This window comes from Saccharopolyspora sp. NPDC000359 (assembly GCF_040300525.1).
Taxonomy (GTDB): Bacteria; Actinomycetota; Actinomycetes; order Mycobacteriales; family Pseudonocardiaceae; genus Saccharopolyspora.
On sequence record NZ_JBEPDU010000036.1, the window covers coordinates 62414 to 82920 of the forward strand.

Below are 20507 nucleotides of genomic sequence, written 5' to 3' on the forward strand. Positions count from 1 at the left end.
ACGGTCATCGTCGTCAAGATCCAGTGTGCCCCCTCCACGGCCGGATGGTGCGCCCCGCACCGAGATCCAGGCAGTCGGACCACGCACGTAGGCTGGTGGGGTGGCCGATCCGTCCACCTACCGACCCGCCCCCGGCACGATCCCGGACGCCCCCGGCGTCTACCGGTTCCACGACGCCGGTGGCCGGGTGATCTACGTCGGCAAGGCGAAGAGCCTGCGCAGCAGGCTGTCCTCGTACTTCGCCGACCTGGCCGGGCTGCACCCGCGCACCCGCCAAATGGTCACCACCGCCACCGGGGTGCAGTGGACCGTCGTCGGCACCGAGGTCGAGGCGCTGCAGTTGGAGTACTCCTGGATCAAGGAGTACGACCCGAAGTTCAACGTCCGCTACCGCGACGACAAGTCCTACCCGGTGCTCGCGGTCACCCTGCACGAGGAGTACCCGCGGCTGCACGTCTACCGCGGCCCGCGCCGCAAGGGCGTGCGGTACTTCGGCCCGTACGCGCACGCGTGGGCCATCCGCGAGACGCTCGACCTGCTGCTGCGGGTCTTCCCGGCGCGCACCTGCTCCAGCGGGGTGTTCAAGCGGCACTCCCAGATCGGCCGACCGTGCCTGCTCGGCTACATCGGCAAGTGCTCGGCGCCGTGCGTCGGCCGGGTCAGCGCCGAGGAGCACCGCGACATCGTCGACGACTTCTGCGACTTCCTGGCCGGGCAGACCGACCAGCTGATGCGCAAGCTCGACAAGGAGATGCAGGCCGCCTCCGCCGAGCTGGAGTTCGAGCGCGCCGCCCGGCTGCGCGACGACCTGGCGGCGCTGCGGCGGGCGATGGAGAAGCAGGCGGTGGTGCTCGGTGACGGCACCGACGCCGACGTGGTCGCCTTCGCCGAGGACGAGCTGGCCGCCGCCGTGCAGATCTTCCACATCCGCGGCGGCCGGGTCCGCGGCCAGCGCGGCTGGGTGATCGACAAGGTCGAGGAGACCAGCACCTCGGCGCTCACCTCGCGGTTCCTCACCCAGTTCTACGGCGAGCAGGCGTCGCTGGCCGACCAGGCCGACGCCGGGGGCAGCCCGGTGCCGCGCGAGGTCCTGGTGCCGCAGCTGCCCGACGACGCCGAGACCATCGCCGGGTGGCTCGGCGAGCTGCGCGGCAGCCGGGTGAGCCTGCGGGTGCCGCAGCGCGGCGACAAGCGGGCGCTGATGGAGACCGTCGAGCGCAACGCCAAGGAGGCCTTCCAGCAGTACAAGCTGCGCCGCGCCGGGGACCTGACCGCGCGCTCGGCCGCGCTGCAGGAGCTGCAGGAGGTGCTGGCGCTGGACACCGCGCCGCTGCGGATCGAGTGCATCGACGTCAGCCACGTGCAGGGCAGCGACGTGGTCGCCTCGCTGGTGGTGTTCGAGGACGGCGTGCCGCGCAAGTCGGAGTACCGCCGCTTCGAGGTCCGCGAGGGCGCCGAGGGCGGCGACGTGGGCTCCATCGACGAGGTGGTGCGCCGCCGCTTCCACCGCTACCTCAGCGAGACCAGCAAGGACCAGACGGAACAGCTCAGCGAGACCAGCAAGGACCAGGCGGAGCAGCTCGGCGGGACCGGTGAGGGCCAGGCGGAGCAGGTCGGCGGGACCGGCAGGCCCGAGGGAGCGCAGGTCGGGGCGGCCGTCGACCCGGACACCGGCCGCCCGAAGAAGTTCGCCTACCCGCCGAACCTGCTGGTCATCGACGGTGGCGCGCCGCAGGCCAACGCCGCCGCCGACGCGCTCACCGAGCTGGGCATCACCGACGTCGCGGTGATCGGCCTGGCCAAGCGGCTGGAGGAGGTCTGGCTGCCCGCCGACCCCGACCCGGTGATCCTGGCGCGCACCAGCGAAGCGCTCTACCTGCTGCAACGGGTCCGCGACGAGGCGCACCGCTTCGCCATCAGCTACCACCGGAGGAAGCGCGGCAAGCGCATGACAAGCTCCGCGTTGGACGCGATCCCAGGACTGGGCGAAACCCGCCGCACGGCGCTGCTCAAACACTTCGGTTCGGTGCGCAAGCTGCGCCAGGCCGGGGTGGACGAGATCGCCGCGGTCCCCGGGATCGGCCGCCGCACCGCCGAGACCGTGCACTCGGCGCTGGCGGCGGATGGGGGAGCCGGGCCGCGCCCGGCAACGGAGAACGCTGAAGGGGAGAGCAGTGACTGAGGAGTCGGGCATCGAGGTCGCCGTGGTCAGCGGCCTGTCCGGAGCGGGCCGCAGCACCGCGGCCAAGTGCCTGGAGGACCTGGGCTGGTTCGTGGTGGACAACCTGCCGCCCGAGCTGATCGCCACCATGGTGGAGCTGGGGGCGCGCTCCAGCGGCGCGGTCACCCGCGTCGCGGTGGTGATGGACGTGCGCAGCCGCGCGTTCACCGAGGACCTGGGGGCGGTGATCAAGGACTTGGACGCCCGCGGCTACAAGCCGAAGGTGCTGTTTCTGGAAGCCACCGACGAGGTGCTGATCCGCCGCTTCGAGGGGGTGCGGCGCAGCCACCCGCTGCAGGGGGAGGGGCGGCTGGCCGACGGCATCGCCGCCGAGCGCTCGCTGCTGTCCCGGCTGCGCTCCGAGGCCGACCTGGTGCTGGACACCTCCAACCTGTCGGTGCACCAGCTGCGGTCCAAGATCGAGGACGCCTTCGGCACCGAGGCCAGCACCCGCACCCGCGTCACCGTGCTGTCCTTCGGCTACAAGTACGGTCTGCCGATGGACGCCGACCTGGTGATGGACTGCCGGTTCCTGCCCAACCCGTTCTGGATCCCCGAGCTGCGCGAGTTCAACGGCCTCGACGACGAGGTCCGCAACTACGTGCTCGGCCAGGAGGGCGCCGAGGAGTTCCTGCAGAGCTACCAGCAGCTGCTGCGCCTGGTCGGGGCCGGTTACCACCGCGAGGGCAAGCGTTACCTGACGCTGGCGCTGGGCTGCACCGGCGGCAAGCACCGCAGCGTCGCGCTCACCGAGGAGCTGGCCCGCCGCCTGGCCGAGGACGACGGGATGATGGTCAAGACGGTGCACCGGGACCTGGGGCGAGAGTGAGCACCGAGCTGCGGGCGGTCGCCCTCGGCGGCGGGCACGGTCTGCAGGCGACGCTGTCCGCGCTGCGGCAGATCACCTCGGACGTGACCGCCGTGGTGACGGTGGCCGACGACGGCGGCTCCTCCGGTCGGCTGCGCCGCGAGCTCGGCATGCTGCCACCCGGTGACCTGCGCAAGGCGCTGGCCGCGCTGTCCGATGGCGACCCGGACGGGAAGCTCTGGTCGACGGTGTTCGAGCACCGCTTCGGCGGCAGTGGGGCGCTGGCCGGGCACGCCGTGGGCAATCTCGTGCTGGCCGGGCTGCTGGAGGTGCTCGGCGACCCGGTGCAGGTGCTCGACCACGCGTGCCGCCTGCTCGGCGTGCGGGGCCGGGTGCTGCCGATGTCCACCGAACCGCTGGACATGTCCGCCGACGTGGTCGGGTTGGACTCCGACCCGGGCGCGGTGCGGACCATCCGCGGCCAGGTCGCCATCGCCAGTACGCCCGGTCGGGTGAAACAGGTGAGGTTGCAGGCGAACGGCGGGGGCCGCCCGGCGGCCTGCCCGGAGGCGGTCGAGGCGGTGCTCTCGGCGGACTTGGTGCTGCTCGGGCCGGGTTCGTGGTTCACCAGCGTGCTGCCGCACCTGCTCGTCCCGGAGCTCCACGAAGCCCTGGTGCGGACCTCCGCGCGCCGGTTCGTGGTGCTAAACCTGGTGCCGCAACCCGGCGAGACGGCAGGTTTCTCACCCGAGCAGCACCTGGACGTACTCTCGCAGCACGCTCCGCGGCTGCGGGTCGACGCGGTGCTGGCCGACGCGGACTCGGTCCCCACCCCGGACCGGCTCCGCGCGGCGGCTGCCGAACTGGGTGCGTCGACTCTGCTCGAGGAGATCGCCGCACCCGCCGTGCCGGGACGGCACGACCCGCAGGCGCTCGCGGCGTGCCTGCGGGCAGCACTGGAGAGGAGGACGGACCGGTGGCGATGACCGCGGCGGTCAAGGACGAGTTGAGCCGGTTGGCGGTGACCAAGACGTGCTGCCGACGAGCCGAGGTTTCCTCGTTGCTGCGCTTCGCCGGCGGCCTGCACATCGTTGCCGGCCGGGTGGTGGTCGAGGCAGAGCTGGACAGCGGCTCCACGGCGCGCAGGCTCCGCAAGGAGATCCACGAGCTCTTCGGGCACCACTCCGACGTGCACGTGATCACCTCCGGCGGACTGCGCAAGGGCACCCGCTACGTGGTGCGCGTGGTGCGAGACGGTGAGGGCCTGGCCCGGCAGACCGGGTTGCTGGACCCGCGCGGCCGCCCGGTGCGCGGGCTGCCCGCGCACGTCGTCTCGGGCGGGGCCTGCGACTCCGAAGCGGCTTGGCGCGGCGCGTTCCTGGCGCACGGCTCGCTGACCGAACCCGGGCGCTCCTCCTCGATGGAGGTCACCTGCCCCGGCCCGGAGGCGGCGCTGGCGCTGGTCGGTGCGGCGCGGCGGATCGGGGTGGCGGCCAAGTCCCGCGAGGTGCGCGGCGCGGACCGGGTGGTGGTCCGCGACGGTGACGCGATCGGTGCCCTGTTGACCCGGCTCGGCGCGCACTCCAGCGTGCTGGCCTGGGAGGAGCGGCGGATGCGCCGCGAGGTGCGGGCCACCGCGAACCGGTTGGCCAACTTCGACGACGCGAACCTGCGCCGCTCGGCGCGTGCGGCGGTCGCGGCGGCGGCCCGGGTGGAGCGGGCGCTGGAGCTGCTGGGCCCGACGGCGCCGGAGCACCTGATGGTCGCGGGCAAGCTGCGGCTGGCGCACCGGCAGGCCTCGCTGGAGGAGCTCGGCCAGCTGGCCGACCCGCCGATGACCAAGGACGCGGTGGCGGGCCGGATCCGCCGCCTGCTGGCGATGGCCGACAAGCGCGCCCGCGAGCTGGGCGTCCCGGACACCGAGTCCGCGGTCACCGCGGAGATGCTGGAGGCCGAGGCCTGACCAGTCCCGATCACAGTTCCGAACTGGGACTGTGATCGGGAGCGGGGATATCCACAGTTGGGTTGGGAATTGCGCTCGCGCGGCGGTGGCCAGAACCGTTGCAGAGATGCCGATCACGGGTACCGCGGCCCGTTCTGAGGTGTTTGACCAGCTGTGATGCGGGTGTTCCTGGGGTCGTGGACACCCGGTGGTATACGTCGCCGTTCCAGTGGGTGAGGCGGTTCGCCCGCCCGCGTGCACCAGGCCCGATGACAGATAGGGTGAAGTCGAGACCATCAACCTCACCCGCCGCGTCGTCGGCCGGGTCAGTCACGAGGAGAGATCGGCGTGACCGTTCGCGTAGGCATCAACGGCTTCGGTCGGATCGGGCGGAACTTCTGGCGGGCCGCCACCGCCAGCGATCACGACATCGAGATCGTGGCCGCCAACGACCTGGGCGATGTCGCGACCATGGCCCACCTGCTGAAGTACGACAGCATCCTCGGTCGCATCGGCCAGGAGGTGAAGGTCACCGGCGACGGCATCGAGGTGGGCGGCAAGCTCATCAAGATCCTCGCCGAGCGCGACCCGGGCAAGCTGCCCTGGGGCGACCTGGGCGTCGACGTCGTCGTGGAGTCCACCGGCTTCTTCACCAAGGCCGAGGACGCCCGCAAGCACGTGGACGAGGGCGGCGCGAAGAAGGTCATCATCTCCGCCCCGGCCAAGGGCGAGGACCTCACCGTGGTGCTGGGCGTCAACGACGACAAGTACGACGGCTCGCAGACCATCATCTCCAACGCCTCCTGCACCACCAACTGCCTGGCGCCGATGGTCAAGGTCCTCGATGACACCTTCGGCATCGAGCAGGGCCTGATGACCACCATCCACGCCTACACGCAGGACCAGAACCTGCAGGACGGCCCGCACAAGGACCTGCGCCGCGCCCGCGCCGCCGCGGTCAACGTGGTGCCGACCGGCACCGGTGCGGCCAAGGCCATCGGCCTGGTGCTGCCGGAGCTCAACGGCAAGCTGGACGGCTACGCGCTGCGCGTCCCGGTGCCGACCGGCTCGACCACCGACCTCACCGCCACCGTCCGCGAGGACGCCTCGGTCGAGGCCGTCAACGAGGCGTTCAGGGCCGCTGCCGCCGAGGGCAAGCTCAAGGGCATCCTCAAGTACAACGAGGACCCGATCGTCTCCAGCGACATCGTCACCGACCCGCACTCGACGATCTTCGACGCGCCGCTGACCAAGGTCATTGGCAACCAGGTCAAGATCGTCGGCTGGTACGACAACGAGTGGGGCTACTCCAACCGCCTCGCGGACCTGGTCGGCCTGGTCGGCAAGAAGCTGGCCTGACATCCGGACCGGCAGACCCGCACGAGCCCAGGACCTCGGCTCGTGCGGGTCTTCCCGTGACTGAGGAGCAGAGCGTGAAGAACCTCGACGATCTGCTGTCCGAGGGCGTTCGGGGGCGGCGTGTTCTGGTGCGTGCCGACCTCAACGTGCCGCTGGACGGCGAGAAGATCACCGACGACGGCCGGGTGCGCGCCTCCCTGCCGACCGTGCGGAAGCTGACCGAGGCCGGTGCCCAGGTCGTGCTCACCGCGCACCTGGGGCGGCCGAAGGGCGAGCCGGCCCCGGAGTTCTCCCTGGCCCCGGTGGCCCGCCGCCTCGGCGAGCTGCTGGGCACCGACGTCCCGCTGGCCGGTGACCTGGTCGGCGACTCGGCGAAGTCCGTGGTCGCGGGCCTGACCGACGGTTCGGTGGCGCTGCTGGAGAACGTGCGCTTCGACGCGCGCGAGACCAGCAAGGACGACGCCGAGCGCGGCGCGCTGGCCGACGAGCTGGCCGCCCTGGTGGGCCCGGACGCCGCCTTCGTCTCCGACGGCTTCGGCGTGGTGCACCGCAAGCAGGCTTCGGTCTACGACGTCGCCAAGCGGCTGCCCGCCTACGCCGGTGGCCTGGTGCTCGCCGAGGTCGAGGTGCTGCGCACCCTGACCGGCGACCCGAAGCGCCCCTACGCGGTGGTGCTGGGCGGCTCGAAGGTCTCCGACAAGCTCGGCGTCATCAAGGCGCTGCTGCCCAAGGTCGACAAGCTGCTCATCGGCGGCGGCATGGCCTACACGTTCCTGGCCGCGCAGGGCCACGGCGTCGGCAACTCGCTGCTGCAGGAGGACCAGGTCGAGTCCACCAAGCAGCTGCTGTCCGAACACGGCGACAAGCTGGTGCTGCCGGTGGACGTGGTGGTCGCCGACCGCTTCGCCGCCGACGCCGACAAGCAGGTCGTCGGCGCCGACGCGATCCCGGACGGCTGGATGGGCCTGGACATCGGCCCGCGCAGCGTCGAGCTGTTCGCCGGCATCCTCCGCGACTCCGCCACGGTGTTCTGGAACGGTCCGGCCGGGGTGTTCGAGTTCCCGGCGTTCGCCGACGGCACCCGCGGCGTCGCGCAGGCCATCGTCGACTCCGACTCCTTCAGCGTCGTCGGCGGCGGCGACTCGGCCGCCGCGGTGCGCACCCTGGGGCTGCCGGAGGACGGCTTCTCGCACATCTCCACCGGCGGTGGTGCGTCGCTGGAGTACCTGGAAGGCAAGGACCTGCCCGGTGTGGCCGTCCTGGAAGGTGAGCGCTGACCATGGCCAGGACGCCGCTGATCGCGGGCAACTGGAAGATGAACCTGAACCACCTCGAGGCCATCGCCCTGGTGCAGAAGGTCGCCTTCGCCCTCCCGGAGAAGTACTTCGCCAAGGTGGAGGTGGCGGTGCTGCCGCCGTTCACCGACATCCGCAGCGTGCAGACCCTCGTCGACGGGGACAAGCTGCTGCTCAAGTACGGCGCGCAGGACATCTCCGAGCACGAGTCCGGGGCCTACACCGGTGAGGTGTCCGGCCCGATGCTGGCCAAGCTGGGCTGCACCTACGTGGTGGTCGGCCACTCGGAGCGCCGCGAGTACCACGCCGAGACCGACGAGGTCGTCAACAAGAAGGTCCGCGCCACGCTCAAGAACGGCATGTCGCCGATCCTGTGCGTCGGCGAGCAGCTGGACGTGCGCGAGGCGGGCAACCACGTCGAGCACTGCACGACGCAGCTGATCAACGGGCTGAAGGGTCTCAAGGCCGACCAGATCAACCAGGTCGTGGTGGCCTACGAGCCGGTGTGGGCGATCGGCACCGGCAAGGTGGCCACCGCCGCGGACGCGCAGGAGGTCTGCGCGGCGATCCGCGCGGCCCTGGCCGAGAAGTACGGCAAGGAGATCGCCGACGAGGTGCGGGTGCTCTACGGCGGTTCGGTGAAGTCGAGCAACATCGGCGACCTGGTCGGGCAGCCGGACGTGGACGGCGCCCTGGTCGGCGGTGCGAGCCTCAACGGCGACGAGTTCGCCAAGCTCTCCGCCATGGCGGCGGGCGGCCCCCTGCCGTGACCTCCGGGGCACCCGCGACGACCCGCTGGGTCGGGCGCGGGTGTCCGTCACCCGACATCGCCCCCCTCGGGGACGACCGGGGCGGGGCGGTGTGAGAACGTCTGCCGTGGCAAACGGTGGACAGTGGTCAACTCGCTGTTGGCGGCCCGGTACGCTAGGTGGCGAACCGCTGTGCGAACGAGGACGTGATGACTCTTTTCCTGCAGATCATGTTGATCGTGACGAGTGTGCTGCTGGTGTTGCTGGTGCTGCTGCACCGGGCCAAGGGTGGTGGCCTCTCCTCGCTGTTCGGCGGCGGTATGCAGTCCAACCTGGCCGGTTCCAGCGTGGCGGAGAAGAACCTCGACCGGATGACGTTGTTCGTCATGGCGCTGTGGGTGATCTCCATCGTCGGGGTCGGCCTGTTGATCAAGATCGGTTGATCGGTCGGCACCCCAGCCGGTCGACGACCCAGGGCCGCTTGGTGGGTGAGGATGGATGACTGGTGGTAACGCCATTCGCGGCACGCGAGTGGGTTCCGGCCCCGCGGTGGGCGAGTCGGAGCGGGGGGAATCCGCTCCGCGCAAACGCGTCGACTACTGGTGCAGCAACGGGCACCACAGCCGACCGTCGTTCGCGATGGACGCCGAGGTGCCGGAGGAGTGGGACTGCCCGCGCTGCGGACTGCCCGCGGGCCTGGACCAGGACAACCCGCCCTCGGCGCGGCGCAACGAGCCGTACAAGAGCCACCTCGCGTACGTGAAGGAGCGCCGTAGCGACGCCGACGGGTTGGCGATCCTGGAAGAAGCACTGGCCAAGCTCCGCGAACGCAAAGGCCGCTGAACTGCGGTGTTCCCGGCTCGCCCCGCGTGGCGGTGCGAGTTGCGGGGGGTGGGGCTGGAGCGCAGCGAGGACCGGGTCAGGTGAGTGATCGCCTGGCCCGGTCCTTTCGCGTCAGTGGGGGTCCTCGGTGCCGGGGTCGGGGACCGCGTCGAGCATGTGGCGCAGGACCCGCAGGGTTGTCCTGAGGTCGGAGTCGGTGAGGTCACCGCCGACGCGGCCCATCGTCTCGTGCTCGCGCCGCTGCAGGGCGTTGATCGCGGCGAGGCCGGTGTCGGTCAGCGCGACCAGCGAGGAACGGCGGTGCGCGGGGTTCGGCTTCAGCGCGACGTAGCCCTGCGCCAGCGCGTCGTTGACCATGCGCTGGACGAACTGCCTGCTCAGCTCCAGGGTGCGGGCGATCTGCGGCACGGTTTCGGCGGTTCCGGCCATCTCCAGCCGTTCCAGGACCGCTCGGACGCCGATGGACAGGCCGCCGCGGGGGCTCTCGTGCTCGACCAGCTGCGCCACCTTGCGGTACAGCGGGCCGAGGACGGCGTAGATCTCGGCCAACCGGGGACCGAGTTGTTCCGGCGGAAGCGGGGAGTTGTCAACCACGGTGTCATTATGACACCTTGGTTGTCATGAACGCCATCGACACGATGAAGATCCCGGTTCCAGACGGGGAGCTCTACGCCGAAGTGGTGGGCTCGGGCCCGCCGGTCGTGCTGCTGCACGCCGGGTTCCTCGGCGTCCAGATGTGGGACGAGCAGCTCGACCTCGCCGACGAGTACCAGCTGATCCGCTACGAAGCCCGCTCGCACGGGCGCTCCAGCACCGCGATGCGCGACCACCACCCGTACCAGGACCTGCGGGCGGTCCTGGACCACCTCGGGATCGGGAGCGCCTCGCTGGTGGGCAACTCGATGGGCGGCGCCACCTCGCTGACGTTCGCGCTCGAGCACCCGGACCGGGTGCACCGGATGGTGCTGTTCGGCCCGGGCGTGCCGCCGGTGCGGTTCCAGGACCCGTTCATCCTGGAGCACCACCGGGAGGAGGAGGCCGCGAAGCAGGCGATGGACGCCGACCGCTTCCTCGACAACATGCTGCGGTACGCGGTGGACGGCCCGCACCGCCAGCCCGACCAGGTGGATCCGCAGCTCCGGCAGCGGTGCCGGGACATGGCCATGGCGACGATCATGAACCACCACACCGCCACCGGCACCCTCGTCGAGACCGACGTGCGCAGCCGCCTGGCGGAGATCACCACGCCGACCGTCTTCGTGGTGGGCGAGCTGGAAGCCAGCGACCTGCACCGGATGGCCGGTGAGGCGGTGCGCCGGATGCCGAACGCGGAACTGGTCGAGTTCGCAAGCTGCGGGCACATGACCAACATCGAGGCACCGCAGCGTGCCAACGACCTCATCCGGCGGCACCTGGCCGGCTGAGCACCCGGTGTGGCGTTGATCGCGCTGCCGCGCACCTACGGGCTACCGCTGGGTACGCTCGCGGTCCACGCAGCGGAGCAGGGAGGACGCATGACTCTGGTGACGGCTGACCTGGCGGACCGGGAGGGCCCGGAGGTGCGCAGCTGCGACGTGCAGTTCCGCACCATCGGCGGGCGCGCCGCCTTCGGGGGGCGCATCCGCACCGTCCAGTGCTTCCAGGACAACGCTCTGCTCAAGCAGGTCCTCTCCACGCCGGGCGAGGGCGCGGTGCTGGTGATCGACGGCCAGGGTTCGCTGCACGCAGCGCTGATCGGCGACCTGATCGCCGAGCTCGGCCGGTCCAACGGCTGGAGCGGTGTCATCGTCAACGGCGCGGTGCGCGACTCCGCGGTGCTGGCCGGGATGGACTTCGGCGTCAAGGCGCTGGGCACCAACCCGCGCAAGAGCAGCAAGACCGGTGAGGGCGTCGTGGACGAGGTCGTCGAGCTGGGCGGCGTCCAGTTCGTCCCCGGCGAGTACGTGGTCGCCGACCACGACGGCGTCGTGGTGGTCGCCGAGCCGTAGGCGGCACTTGGGCGGTCGCCAGTACTGTCCCACCTGTGAACGTCCTCCGCCCCGCCGACCAGCGGCAGGAGGAGTCCTTCACCTACGCGACGGCCGAGACCGTGGTGCACGACGACGACATCCTGGTCGTCGCCGGCAGCAGCGAGCAGGTGGAGCGGTTCGCCGACCGGGCCTGATCAGCCGGAGTAGTGGTCGGCGACCACCTGGGCCATGGCCTCGGCGGCGTTGGTGGTCAGCGACCTGGCGCTGAAGTAGATGTCGCCGGTGACACCCGGGTTCTCGGCGTTGAGGTCCAGGTGGTCGGACAGCTCGCCCGGGTCGGTCCAGCCCTCCTGGCCGACCCGGTAGGCCGCCTGGCCGATGAGCAGGTCCACGTCGGTGCCCGCGACCACGTCCGACCACCACGGCACCAGCGTCGCGTAGTCGGCGGCGGCGTGGCCGATCGGCCAGTAGACCTGCGGGGCGATGTAGTCGACCCAGCCCTCCTCGACCCACCTGCGGGTGTCGGCGTAGATCGCCGAGTACGACTCCAGCCCGTTGGTGTCCGAACCGTTCGGGTCGCTGCTGGCGTTGCGCCAGATGCCGAACGGGCTGACGCCGAACCGCGCGTCCGGCCTGACCTCGTGCACCTGGGCGTCCAGCTCGGACACCAGCTGGTTGACGTTGTGCCGCCGCCAGTCCCCGATGTCGGTGAAGTCCCCGCCGTGCTCGGCGAAGGTGTCGCCGTCCGGGATCTCCTCACCCTCGACCGGGTAGGGGTAGAAGTAGTCGTCCAGGTGCACGCCGTCGACGTCGTAGTCGCGCACCGCGTCCATGATCGCCTCGGTGACGAACTCGCGGGCCGCGGGCACCCCCGGGTCGAAGTACAGCTTGCCGCCGTAGCGGAAGGTCCACTCCGGGTGCTGTCGCGCCGGGTGCTCGGGCACCAGCTGCTGCGGGTCGTCCTGCATGCTGACCCGGTACGGGTTGAACCAGGCGTGGAACTGCAGGCCGCGCTGGTGGGCCTCGTCGACGAGGAACCGCAGCGGGTCGTAGCCGGGGTCCACGCCCTGCTGCCCGGTCAGCCAGTGCGACCACGGCTCGTGCGGTGACGGCCAGAAGGCGTCCGCGGTCGGGCGGACCTGCACGAACACCGCGTTGAGCTCGTTGTCCACCGCCTGGTCCAGCAACTCGCGGTACTCGGCCTGCTGCTGCGCGGCGGACAGCCCCGGCTTGCTCGGCCAGTCGATGTTGGTCACCGAGGCGATCCACACCCCGCGCACCGCCGTGCTCGGCGCCTTGGCCGCCGCCCCGGTGGCCCCGGACGCGCTGAGCAGGACCGCCACCACGCCCAGCGCCAGGACCAGCAGGTCGGCCCGGATCCGGCGCAACCCCTGTGCTCGGGTCATCCAGCTCGCCTCCGCCGCTCGTCGTCGATCGCGGCACAGGTTACGGTTTGCGCCCCGGTCGCCGCTGGAATGGCGAGGAATGACCACCTGATCCGCTGGATCAGCGGGTCGCCGCGAGCCGCCGGGACAGCTGGCGCACCGCGCGCTCGCTGTAGGCGGAGGGGATCGTCTCGCTCAGCTGTTGGGCGCGGGCGGCCAGCGCCGCGGCCCGGTCGACGTCCTGCGCGCGCAGGTGCGCGTGCGCGAGCCAGGTGGTGTACAGCGCGGTTTCGCGGACGCGGCGGTGGTCGCAGCTGCGGATCGCGGTGGTCAACCGCTGGCGGGCCTGCTGCGGCTGCCCCAGCGCGGTGTCCACCCGACCGACGATGATCTCCATCTCCTCCGGGGTCAGCCAGTAGACCCACGCCGGGTCCGGGTCGCCGTCGCGGCGGCGCGCGTACTCGTCCTGCGCGCACTGGATCGCCGTGGCCGCCTGGCCGCTCTCGCCCGCCGCCACGTGCGCCCACGACGCCCGCGCGTGCAGCAGCGCCCGCACGGTCGGGGTGGTGGCGTCCCGGTCGAGGCCGCCGATGCGCGCCAGCGCCGACCCGGCCACCAGCACCGCGTCGCGGGCCCGGCCGAACTCGGTGAGGTGCCCGGCCAGTGCGGACACCACCTGCGCGGCCAGCACCGGGTCGTCGGCGGCGTGCGCGGCCTGGATGCCGCTGAGGTAGTAGCGCTCGGCGGCCGCGACGTGCCCGCCGTCGGCCGTGGACCACCCGGCCAGCTGGCACAGCTCGGCGACGGCCCGCAGCAGGCCGCGGCCGACCTCCTCCGGGTAGCTCGCGGTGCGCAGCAGCGCCGCGGTGCGGGCGACCTCGCCGCGGATGGTGGTGTGCAGGTCCCCGCCCGCGACGACGTCGTCGGCGTGGTGCAGGTACCGCAACCGGGCCTGGATGCGGCCGAGCTCGCCGGATCCGATGCGCTGACCGGCCTCGTTCCGCCACGCCACCGAGGGCGGCGGTGGGGTGATCAACCACTGGTGGGCCACCCGCACCGCGCGGTCGCCGGTCAGCCCGGGAGCGGGGGCGTTCTCCGCGAGGCGGGCGGCGAGACCGTCGCGCTCCGCCGCGGTCCACACGTCCTTGATCAACTCCACCGGGTCCGCTGCGGGGACCCCCGGGGCGGGCATCGGTGCAGCGGCCGGTGCGCCGGGCAGCAGCGCGGCGAGCTGGTCCAGCGACAACCCCAGCTCGCGGGCCAGGGCCACCCGCATGCGCGGAGTGGGGGTGGACGCGCCGCGCTCCCAGCGCGCGACGGTGGAGACGTCCACCTCGAGGCGGTGCGCGAGCGTCTCCTGGGTGTGGCCGCGGCTGCGGCGCTTCTGGGCGAGGTCGGACTGGCGTGCCACCGAGCTGACGTTACGCGGCGGTCCTGCCCGCCTCCAGCTCGTCGCCGCAGGTGCCCGGTTGTCGCCCGGTTCGTGCTCTGGCCCGGTGCCGGTGTCCTTGGTGGACTCGGCCCGTCCCGCCGAGGAGAGGAACCAGCCGATGCCCCTGCTGCGCGATCCCGCACTGGCCGACGACGGCGCTCGCAAGATCGAGTTCGCCCACCGCCGCATGCCGGTCCTGGCCGGTCTGACCGAGCGCTGGGCGGCGGAGGAACCGCTGCGCGGCGCGCGCATCGCGGCCTGCCTGCACGTCACCACCGAGACGGCGAACCTCTGCCGCACGCTCGTCGCCGGCGGCGCGGAAGTGGCGCTGTGCGCGTCCAACCCACTGTCCACCAAGGACGATGTCGCCGCGGCGATCCAGCGCGACCTGGGCGCGGAGGTCTTCGCGCTGCACGGCTGCGACCGCGAAACCTACTACCAGCAGGTCGAAGGAGCGCTCGGCATCGAGCCGACGCTCATCGTCGACGACGGCGCCGACCTCACCGCCACCGTGCACGAGCAGCGCCCGGACCTGCTGCCCGCGATCACCGGCGGCACCGAGATCACCTCCACCGGCGTGATCCGGATGCGCAACATGGCCGCCGCCGCGGCGCTGCGCTACCCGGTTCTGCCCACCAACGACGCGCTGACCAAGCACTTGTTCGACAACCGCTACGGAACCGGCCAGAACACCATCGACGGGATCCTGCGCGCCACCAACGTCCTGCTGGCCGGGGCGACCGTCGTGGTGGCCGGTTACGGCTGGTGCGGGCGCGGGGTGGCGGCCCGGGCCCGCGGCATGGGCGCGGACGTGGTCGTCACCGAGGTCAACCCGGTCCGGGCGCTGGAGGCCAAGCTCGACGGCCTCCGGGTGCTGCCGATGCACCGCGCCGCCGCCGAAGCGGACCTGGTCATCACCACCACCGGGAACCGGGACGTGGTCACCGTCGAGCACATGCGGTTGATGAAGGACGGCGCGATCATCGGCAACTCCGGCCACTTTGACCTGGAGATCGCGGTCGACGACCTCACCAGCACGGCCACCAGCCGCCGCTACGTCCGCGACAACTGCGTGGAGTACACCCTCCCCGAGGGGCACCGCGTCCTCCTGCTGGCCGAAGGCCGCCTCCTCGGCCAGGCCGCCGCCGAGGCCCACCCGGCAGAGGTGATGGACATGACCTTCGCGACCCAGGCACTGGCGGTCCGCTACCTGGTGGAGCACGCGGGCGAGCTGGAACCGGCGGTGCACCCGATCCCGCGGGAGATCGAGGACGAGGTCGCGGTGGCCAAGCTCGCGGCCTACGACATCACCATCGACGAGCTCACCCCGCGCCAGCACGAGTACCTCACCTCGTGGCAGCTCGGCACCTGATCTTGTTACGAGGTTGGTGGCACCCGGGAGTTCCCAGGTGCCACCAACCGTTGGGATCACCCCCCGGTGGGGACCCTCGATGCGGCGGTCCGGTCCAACAGCCACAGCGTGCGGTTGCGGCCGCGGGCCCCGGCTGCCGGGATGTCCTCCGGCTTCGCGCCGCCCAGGGCTGCCGCCACCGGTTCGGCCTTGGCCGCTCCGGTGGTCATCAGCCAGACCTCCGAGGCCGCCTGGATCGCCGGGAGCGTCAAGGAGATCCGGGTCGGCGGCGGCTTCGGGCAGTCGCGCACACCCACCACCGTTCGCCCGGTCTCCCGGACGTGCGGCGTGTCCGGGAACAGCGACGCCGTGTGGCCCTCCTCGCCGACACCCAGCAGCAGCACGTCGAAGTGCGGCACCGCGATGTCGGTGGCCCGGTCCGCGGTGGTCGCCAGGACCTCCGCGTAGTGGGCCGCGGCGGCCTCCGCGTCCGCGCCGAACCTGCCGTCCGAGGGGGCCATCGGGTGCACCCGGTCCGGGTCGACCGGCACGTGGTCCAGCAGCGCCTGCCGGGCCTGCGTCTCGTTGCGCTCCGGGTCGCCGTCCGGCAGGAACCGCTCGTCGCCCCAGTAGACGTCCACCGCGGACCAGTCCACCGCGTCGAGCGCGGGGGAGCGGCGGACCTGCTCGAGCACACCGATGCCGGTGCGGCCGCCGGTGAGCACTACCGACGCCACCCCGCGCGCGGCCTGGGCGTCCACGAGCGCGGTGATCAACCGCGCCGCCGCCGCGGCGGCCAGCAGCTCGCCCGACGCGTGCACCACCACATCGGGACGGGTCATGCCTGCTCCTCCTGCTCCGGCTCGTCGCGGACGATGCTGTCCAGCCCGGCCAGGGTGGCCTCGTAGATCTCGTCCGGGTCGAGGCGGCGCAGCTCCTCGGTGAGGCAGTCGCGGACCTCGCGGCGGTGCAGCGACACCCGCCGTTCCGGCTGGCCCGGCTGGGTCAGCGTGCCCACCTTGCCGTCCGGGCGGACGATCTCCACGTTGCCCGACGGGCGCTCCAGCACCGCCGAGACGATGCCCGGCCCGCGCGGGTGCTCCACCCGGCGCACCGGGACGTCCAGGTAGCTGGCCAGCCACGCGGCCAGCAGGTCCGTCGACGGGGAATCCGCCGCACCGGTCACCGTGGCGGCCGTGACGCGCTCGTGCGGCGGCAGGTCCATCGCCGCCGCCAGCATCGCCCGCCACGAGGTCAACCGGGTCCAGGCCAGGTCCGTGTCGCCGTCGGTGTAGGACCGGACGCGCTTCTGCAGGGCCGCGATCGGATCGGCCTCGTTGGCCGAGTCGGTGATCCGCCGGTGCGACAGCGCGCCGATCGGGTCCTTGCCCGGGTGGTCCGGGGCGTCGGTCGGCCACCAAGCCACCACCGGGGCGTCCGGCAGCAGCAGCGGGACGACCGAGCCCGCGCCCTCGTCGGCCAGCGGCCCGTACAACCGCAGCACGATCACCTCGGAGGCGCCCGCGTCACCGCCGATGCGGATCTGGGCGTCCAGCCGCGGCGCGGCCTGCCGCGCCCCGCTGGCCACCACGATCACCCGGCACGGGTGCTCCCGGCTGGCGTCGTTGGCGGCCTGGATGGCCTTCTCCACCTCGGTGCCGTCGCCGGTGACCACCACCAGCGTCAGCACCCGGCCCAGCGCCACCGCGCCGCCGGTCTCGCGCAGCTCCACCAGCTTCTTGTTGACCTGCGAGGTCGTGGTGGACGGCAGGTCGATGATCACGGTCGCCTCCAGACGCGTCCGGTGCGGGCCAGCATGGCGTCCGCCGACGGCGGACCCCAGGTGCCCGCCTTGTAGGGCTGCGGCTTGCCACGCGCGGCCCAGTGGTCCAGCACCGGGTCGAGGATCTTCCAGGACAGTTCGACTTCTTCGTTGACCGGGAACAGCGACGGCTCGCCCAGCAGCACGTCCAGGATCAGCCGCTCGTAGGCCTCCGGCGAGGACTCGGTGAAGGCGTGCCCGTAACCGAAGTCCATGGTCACGTCCCGCACCTCCATCGAGGTGCCCGGCACCTTCGCGCCGAAGCGCATCGTCACGCCCTCGTCCGGCTGCACCCGGATCACCAGGGCGTTCTGCCCCAGCTCCTCGGTCATGGTGCTGTCGAACGGCAGGTGCGGGGCGCGCTTGAACACCACCGCGATCTCGGTGACCCGGCGGCCCAGCCGCTTGCCGGTGCGCAGGTAGAACGGCACCCCCGCCCAGCGGCGGCTCTCCACCTCCAGGGTGATCGCCGCGTAGGTCTCGGTGATCGAGTCGGAGGCGAACCCGCCCTCCTCGTGCAGCCCCGGCACCAGCGAACCGCCCTGCCAGCCACCGGTGTACTGGCCGCGCGCGGTGGTCTCGTCGAACGGACCGACCGGCTTGGTCGCCGAGAGCACCTTCACCTTCTCCGCGCGCAGGTCCTGCGGGGAGAACGAGACCGGCTCCTCCATGGCGGTCAGCGCCATCAGCTGCAGCAGGTGGTTCTGGATCACGTCGCGGGCCGCGCCGATGCCGTCGTAGTAGCCCGCGCGACCGCCCAGCCCGATGTCCTCGGCCATGGTGATCTGCACGTGGTCCACGTAGTGCGAGTTCCAGATCGGCTCGAACAGCTGGTTCGCGAAGCGCAGCGCCAGGATGTTCTGCACCGTCTCCTTGCCGAGGTAGTGGTCGATGCGGAACACCGAGTCCTCGGGGAACACCTCGTTGACGATCCGGTTGAGGTGCTGGGCGCTCTGCGCGTCGTGGCCGAACGGCTTCTCGATGACCACCCTGCGCCAGCTCTCGTCGGACTGGTCGGTCAGCCCGGAGCGGGACAGCTGCTTGAGCACCGTCGGGAACGCCGACGGCGGCACCGACAGGTAGAAGGCGTGGTTGCCGCCGGTGCCGCGCTCGGCGTCGAGGTGCTTGACGGTGTCGGCGAGCCGGTCGAACGCCTCGTCGTCGTCGAAGGACCCCGGTACGAACCGGATGCCCTCGGCCAGCCGGTCCCAGACGCTCTGGTAGAACGGGGTGCGCGCGTGCTCCTTGACCGCCTCGTAGACGACCTGGCCGAAGTCCTGGTCGGCCCAGTCGCGGCGGGCGAAGCCGGTCAGCGCGAAGCCCGGCGGCAGCAGGCCCCGGTTGGCCAGGTCGTAGATCGCGGGCATCAGCTTCTTGCGGGACAGGTCACCGGTCACGCCGAAGATCGTCAGCCCGCACGGGCCGGCGATCCGGGGCAGCCGCTTGTCCCGCGGGTCCCGCAGCGGGTTCTGCCACTGCTGGTTGGGCGGGGTCACCGCGCACCTCCCTGTGCCAGGTCCTGCACGGCCTTGACCAGTTCCACCAGCCCGGCCGCGCGGTCGGTGAGGTGCAGGCGCAGCACCGGCCGTCGGCGGTCGGCGAGCACCTGACCGTCGCCGAGCGCCTGCGCGCGCTGCAGACCGGCCAGCGTGTACGGCCGCTCCGGCACCTCCAGGTCCTGCTCGGAGTTCCCGGTGATCTGCAGGAACACACCGTTCTGGTGGCCGCCCTTGTGGTACTGGCCGGTGGAGTGCAGGAACCGCGGCCCCCAGCCGAAGGTCGTCTGCAGGCCGGTGCGGCGCGCCAGCTCCGGGCGCAGCACCGCCGCCGAGGCGTCGTCGAGGCGGTCCAGATAGGCCTGCACCGACAGGTAGCCGTTCTTCGGGGCGGCGGCCAGGAACGCACGCAGCGCCTCGGTCACGTTGCCCACCCCGGCCGACAGCCACCCGCCGGAGGCGTGCACCTCGATCGAGCCGTCCACCAGCACCGGGGTCGCGGCCGGGCCACCGGCCGGGCCGTCCAGCAGCGCCCGCGCGGCCTTCTTCGCGGCCTCCACGTCGGGCTGGTCGAACGGGTTGATGCCCAGCAGCCGACCGGCCAGCGCGGTGGCGAACTCCCACAGCAGGAACTGCCCGCCCAGCGGACCGGAGGTGCTGATTCCCGCGCCCGCCACCGCGGGGCCGACCGCCACGGTGGTGGCGTCCGCACCGGCGTCGGCGAACCCGGGCGCGTCGGTGCCCTCGACCACGACCGGCAGCAGGCCGGTGCCGTTCTTGCCGGTGGACTCGGCGATCAGCTGCTCCACCCAGTCGCCGAAGCCCTTGATGCCGGAGCCGGTGTCGGCGAACACGACCTTCTCCGCGCCCCCGGCGTGCGCCGCGCCCAGGGCGGCGGCCAGCCGCAGGGCCGGGTTGCTGTCGTCGTCGGCGGCCAGCCGCGGGAACGCCGTGGCCGCGTCGTCCAGCAGCGCGGACACGTCGGCACCGGCCAGACCGGCCGGGACCAGACCGAACGCGGTCAGCGCGGAGTAGCGGCCACCGACGTTCGGGTCGGCGGTGAAGACCTTGCGGTAGCCCGCCTCGCGCGCGGCCGACTCCATTGGGGAACCGGGGTCGGTGACCACGATGATGCGGGTCACAGGATCGATTCCGTCTTGCTGGAAGGCCTGCTCGAAGATCCGGCGGTGCGAGTCGGTCTCGACGGTGGTGCCGGACTTGGAGGAGACCACCAGCACGGTGCGCTCCAGGTCACCGGCCAGCGCGTCGGCGACCTGCCCGGGGTCGGTGGTGTCCAGCACGACCAGCGGCACCCCGGCGGTCGCGGTGATCACCTCGGGTGCCAGCGACGAGCCGCCCATCCCGGCCAGCACGACCCGGTCCAGGCCTTCGGCGTGCAGCTCGGCGCGCAGCGCGTCGATCTCGGCCAGCAGCGGGCGGGAGCTCTCGTGCAGCGTCGTCCAGGCCAGCCGGATGGATGCCTCGGGCTCGGCGTCCGCCCCCCACAGCGTCGCGTCCTGGGCGGCGAGCTTGCCGGCAACCGCATCGGCGGCCAACCGCTCGACCAGCGGTCGCGCTTCGGCCGCTAGCGCCTCATCGGGAATGTCGACGGAAATTTCGGTTGCCATGTACTTCCTTCACAGCGCTCGATCTAGTTGGGTCGAACCCCAGTTCGACCTGGCCTACCGGGGTTCGATCTTGGAAGCCAACTCCGTGCGACCACAGTGTCGCCGATCCGGGCAGGCGCGGCCCGGAGGAGCGGTGGCGGGGGCGGGGGGGGGAAGCGCCGCCCCCCCAGGGAGAAAGGTGGGAGGAACAGCGAAGGGGGTTGAGG

Annotated in this window: 20 protein-coding genes; 13 read left to right on the forward strand and 7 right to left on the reverse strand. The window is 72.0% G+C overall.

Annotation, left to right across the window (positions count from 1 at the left end; genetic code table 11):
• The first annotated feature begins 100 nt into the window (after positions 1–100).
• The 9 genes from uvrC to ABT324_RS22485 all read left to right on the forward strand — a co-directional run bounded on the left by uvrC (position 101) and on the right by ABT324_RS22485 (position 9217).
• Positions 101–2182 (forward strand): excinuclease ABC subunit UvrC, encoded by a 2082-nt coding sequence (gene uvrC / locus ABT324_RS22445; RefSeq protein WP_351180828.1) that lies wholly within the window; start codon positions 101–103, stop codon positions 2180–2182.
• Positions 2124–3050: an RNase adapter RapZ gene (gene rapZ / locus ABT324_RS22450; RefSeq protein ID WP_351180831.1), complete on the forward strand. Its 927-nt coding sequence runs from the start codon at positions 2124–2126 to the stop codon at positions 3048–3050. The genes uvrC and rapZ overlap by 59 nt, the downstream gene beginning before the upstream one ends.
• Positions 3047–4015, forward strand: coding sequence for a gluconeogenesis factor YvcK family protein (locus ABT324_RS22455; RefSeq protein ID WP_351180834.1), 969 nt, complete (start codon positions 3047–3049; stop codon positions 4013–4015). Before rapZ ends, ABT324_RS22455 begins: the two co-directional genes overlap by 4 nt.
• Complete coding sequence (gene whiA / locus ABT324_RS22460; protein ID WP_150068080.1) at positions 4006–4992, forward strand: DNA-binding protein WhiA; 987 nt, start codon at positions 4006–4008, stop codon at positions 4990–4992. Before ABT324_RS22455 ends, whiA begins: the two co-directional genes overlap by 10 nt.
• A gap of 327 nt (positions 4993–5319) precedes the next feature.
• Entirely contained in the window at positions 5320–6330 is a 1011-nt protein-coding gene (gap, locus tag ABT324_RS22465) for a type I glyceraldehyde-3-phosphate dehydrogenase (protein WP_351180837.1), read from the forward strand.
• A gap of 74 nt (positions 6331–6404) precedes the next feature.
• A complete protein-coding gene (locus ABT324_RS22470; protein WP_351180840.1) occupies positions 6405–7607 on the forward strand; it encodes a phosphoglycerate kinase in 1203 nt (400 codons plus the stop codon).
• A gap of 2 nt (positions 7608–7609) precedes the next feature.
• Entirely contained in the window at positions 7610–8395 is a 786-nt protein-coding gene (tpiA, locus tag ABT324_RS22475) for a triose-phosphate isomerase (RefSeq protein ID WP_351180843.1), read from the forward strand.
• Between the two features lie 188 nt (positions 8396–8583).
• Positions 8584–8817 carry a preprotein translocase subunit SecG gene (secG, locus tag ABT324_RS22480; protein WP_093155681.1) on the forward strand — a complete coding sequence of 78 codons (234 nt, stop codon included), beginning with the start codon at positions 8584–8586 and terminating at the stop codon, positions 8815–8817.
• A gap of 55 nt (positions 8818–8872) precedes the next feature.
• Positions 8873–9217: an RNA polymerase-binding protein RbpA gene (locus ABT324_RS22485; protein WP_351180846.1), complete on the forward strand. Its 345-nt coding sequence runs from the start codon at positions 8873–8875 to the stop codon at positions 9215–9217.
• Positions 9218–9328: 111 nt separating this feature from the next.
• On the opposite strand, the gene ABT324_RS22490 is transcribed toward ABT324_RS22485, so the two are convergent.
• Positions 9329–9811, reverse strand: a complete 483-nt coding sequence (locus ABT324_RS22490; protein ID WP_351180849.1) for a MarR family winged helix-turn-helix transcriptional regulator — start codon at positions 9809–9811, stop codon at positions 9329–9331.
• Positions 9812–9837: 26 nt separating this feature from the next.
• Between ABT324_RS22490 and ABT324_RS22495 the strand changes: the two genes are divergently transcribed.
• The 3 genes from ABT324_RS22495 to ABT324_RS22505 all read left to right on the forward strand — a co-directional run bounded on the left by ABT324_RS22495 (position 9838) and on the right by ABT324_RS22505 (position 11381).
• Positions 9838–10641: an alpha/beta fold hydrolase gene (locus ABT324_RS22495; RefSeq protein ID WP_351180852.1), complete on the forward strand. Its 804-nt coding sequence runs from the start codon at positions 9838–9840 to the stop codon at positions 10639–10641.
• 90 nt (positions 10642–10731) lie between these two features.
• Entirely contained in the window at positions 10732–11205 is a 474-nt protein-coding gene (rraA, locus tag ABT324_RS22500; protein WP_351180855.1) for a ribonuclease E activity regulator RraA, read from the forward strand.
• Positions 11206–11240: 35 nt separating this feature from the next.
• A complete protein-coding gene (locus tag ABT324_RS22505; protein ID WP_351180858.1) occupies positions 11241–11381 on the forward strand; it encodes a TrkA C-terminal domain-containing protein in 141 nt (46 codons plus the stop codon).
• Here ABT324_RS22505 and ABT324_RS22510 read toward each other — a convergent pair whose 3' ends face one another.
• Both ABT324_RS22510 and ABT324_RS22515 read right to left on the reverse strand, forming a co-directional pair.
• Positions 11382–12593: a glycoside hydrolase family 10-like protein gene (locus ABT324_RS22510; RefSeq protein ID WP_351180861.1), complete on the reverse strand. Its 1212-nt coding sequence runs from the start codon at positions 12591–12593 to the stop codon at positions 11382–11384. It abuts the gene before it with no gap.
• 100 nt (positions 12594–12693) lie between these two features.
• On the reverse strand, positions 12694–13983 hold the full coding sequence (locus ABT324_RS22515) for a helix-turn-helix domain-containing protein (RefSeq protein WP_351180864.1): 1290 nt from the start codon (positions 13981–13983) through the stop codon (positions 12694–12696).
• Positions 13984–14122: 139 nt separating this feature from the next.
• Here ABT324_RS22515 and ahcY point away from each other — a divergent pair, with 139 nt between their 5' ends.
• Positions 14123–15376, forward strand: a complete 1254-nt coding sequence (gene ahcY / locus ABT324_RS22520) for an adenosylhomocysteinase (RefSeq protein ID WP_351180867.1) — start codon at positions 14123–14125, stop codon at positions 15374–15376.
• Positions 15377–15432: 56 nt separating this feature from the next.
• Here ahcY and pgl read toward each other — a convergent pair whose 3' ends face one another.
• The 4 genes from pgl to ABT324_RS22540 are packed head-to-tail and all read right to left on the reverse strand — an operon-like array spanning position 15433 to position 20301.
• Positions 15433–16197, reverse strand: coding sequence for a 6-phosphogluconolactonase (gene pgl / locus ABT324_RS22525; RefSeq protein WP_351180869.1), 765 nt, complete (start codon positions 16195–16197; stop codon positions 15433–15435).
• Positions 16194–17138 carry a glucose-6-phosphate dehydrogenase assembly protein OpcA gene (opcA, locus tag ABT324_RS22530; RefSeq protein ID WP_351180872.1) on the reverse strand — a complete coding sequence of 315 codons (945 nt, stop codon included), beginning with the start codon at positions 17136–17138 and terminating at the stop codon, positions 16194–16196. Before opcA ends, pgl begins: the two co-directional genes overlap by 4 nt.
• On the reverse strand, positions 17135–18673 hold the full coding sequence (gene zwf / locus ABT324_RS22535; RefSeq protein WP_351180875.1) for a glucose-6-phosphate dehydrogenase: 1539 nt from the start codon (positions 18671–18673) through the stop codon (positions 17135–17137). Before zwf ends, opcA begins: the two co-directional genes overlap by 4 nt.
• Positions 18670–20301 carry a phosphoglucose isomerase-related protein gene (locus ABT324_RS22540; RefSeq protein WP_351180878.1) on the reverse strand — a complete coding sequence of 544 codons (1632 nt, stop codon included), beginning with the start codon at positions 20299–20301 and terminating at the stop codon, positions 18670–18672. Before ABT324_RS22540 ends, zwf begins: the two co-directional genes overlap by 4 nt.
• Positions 20302–20507: the final 206 nt, after the last annotated feature.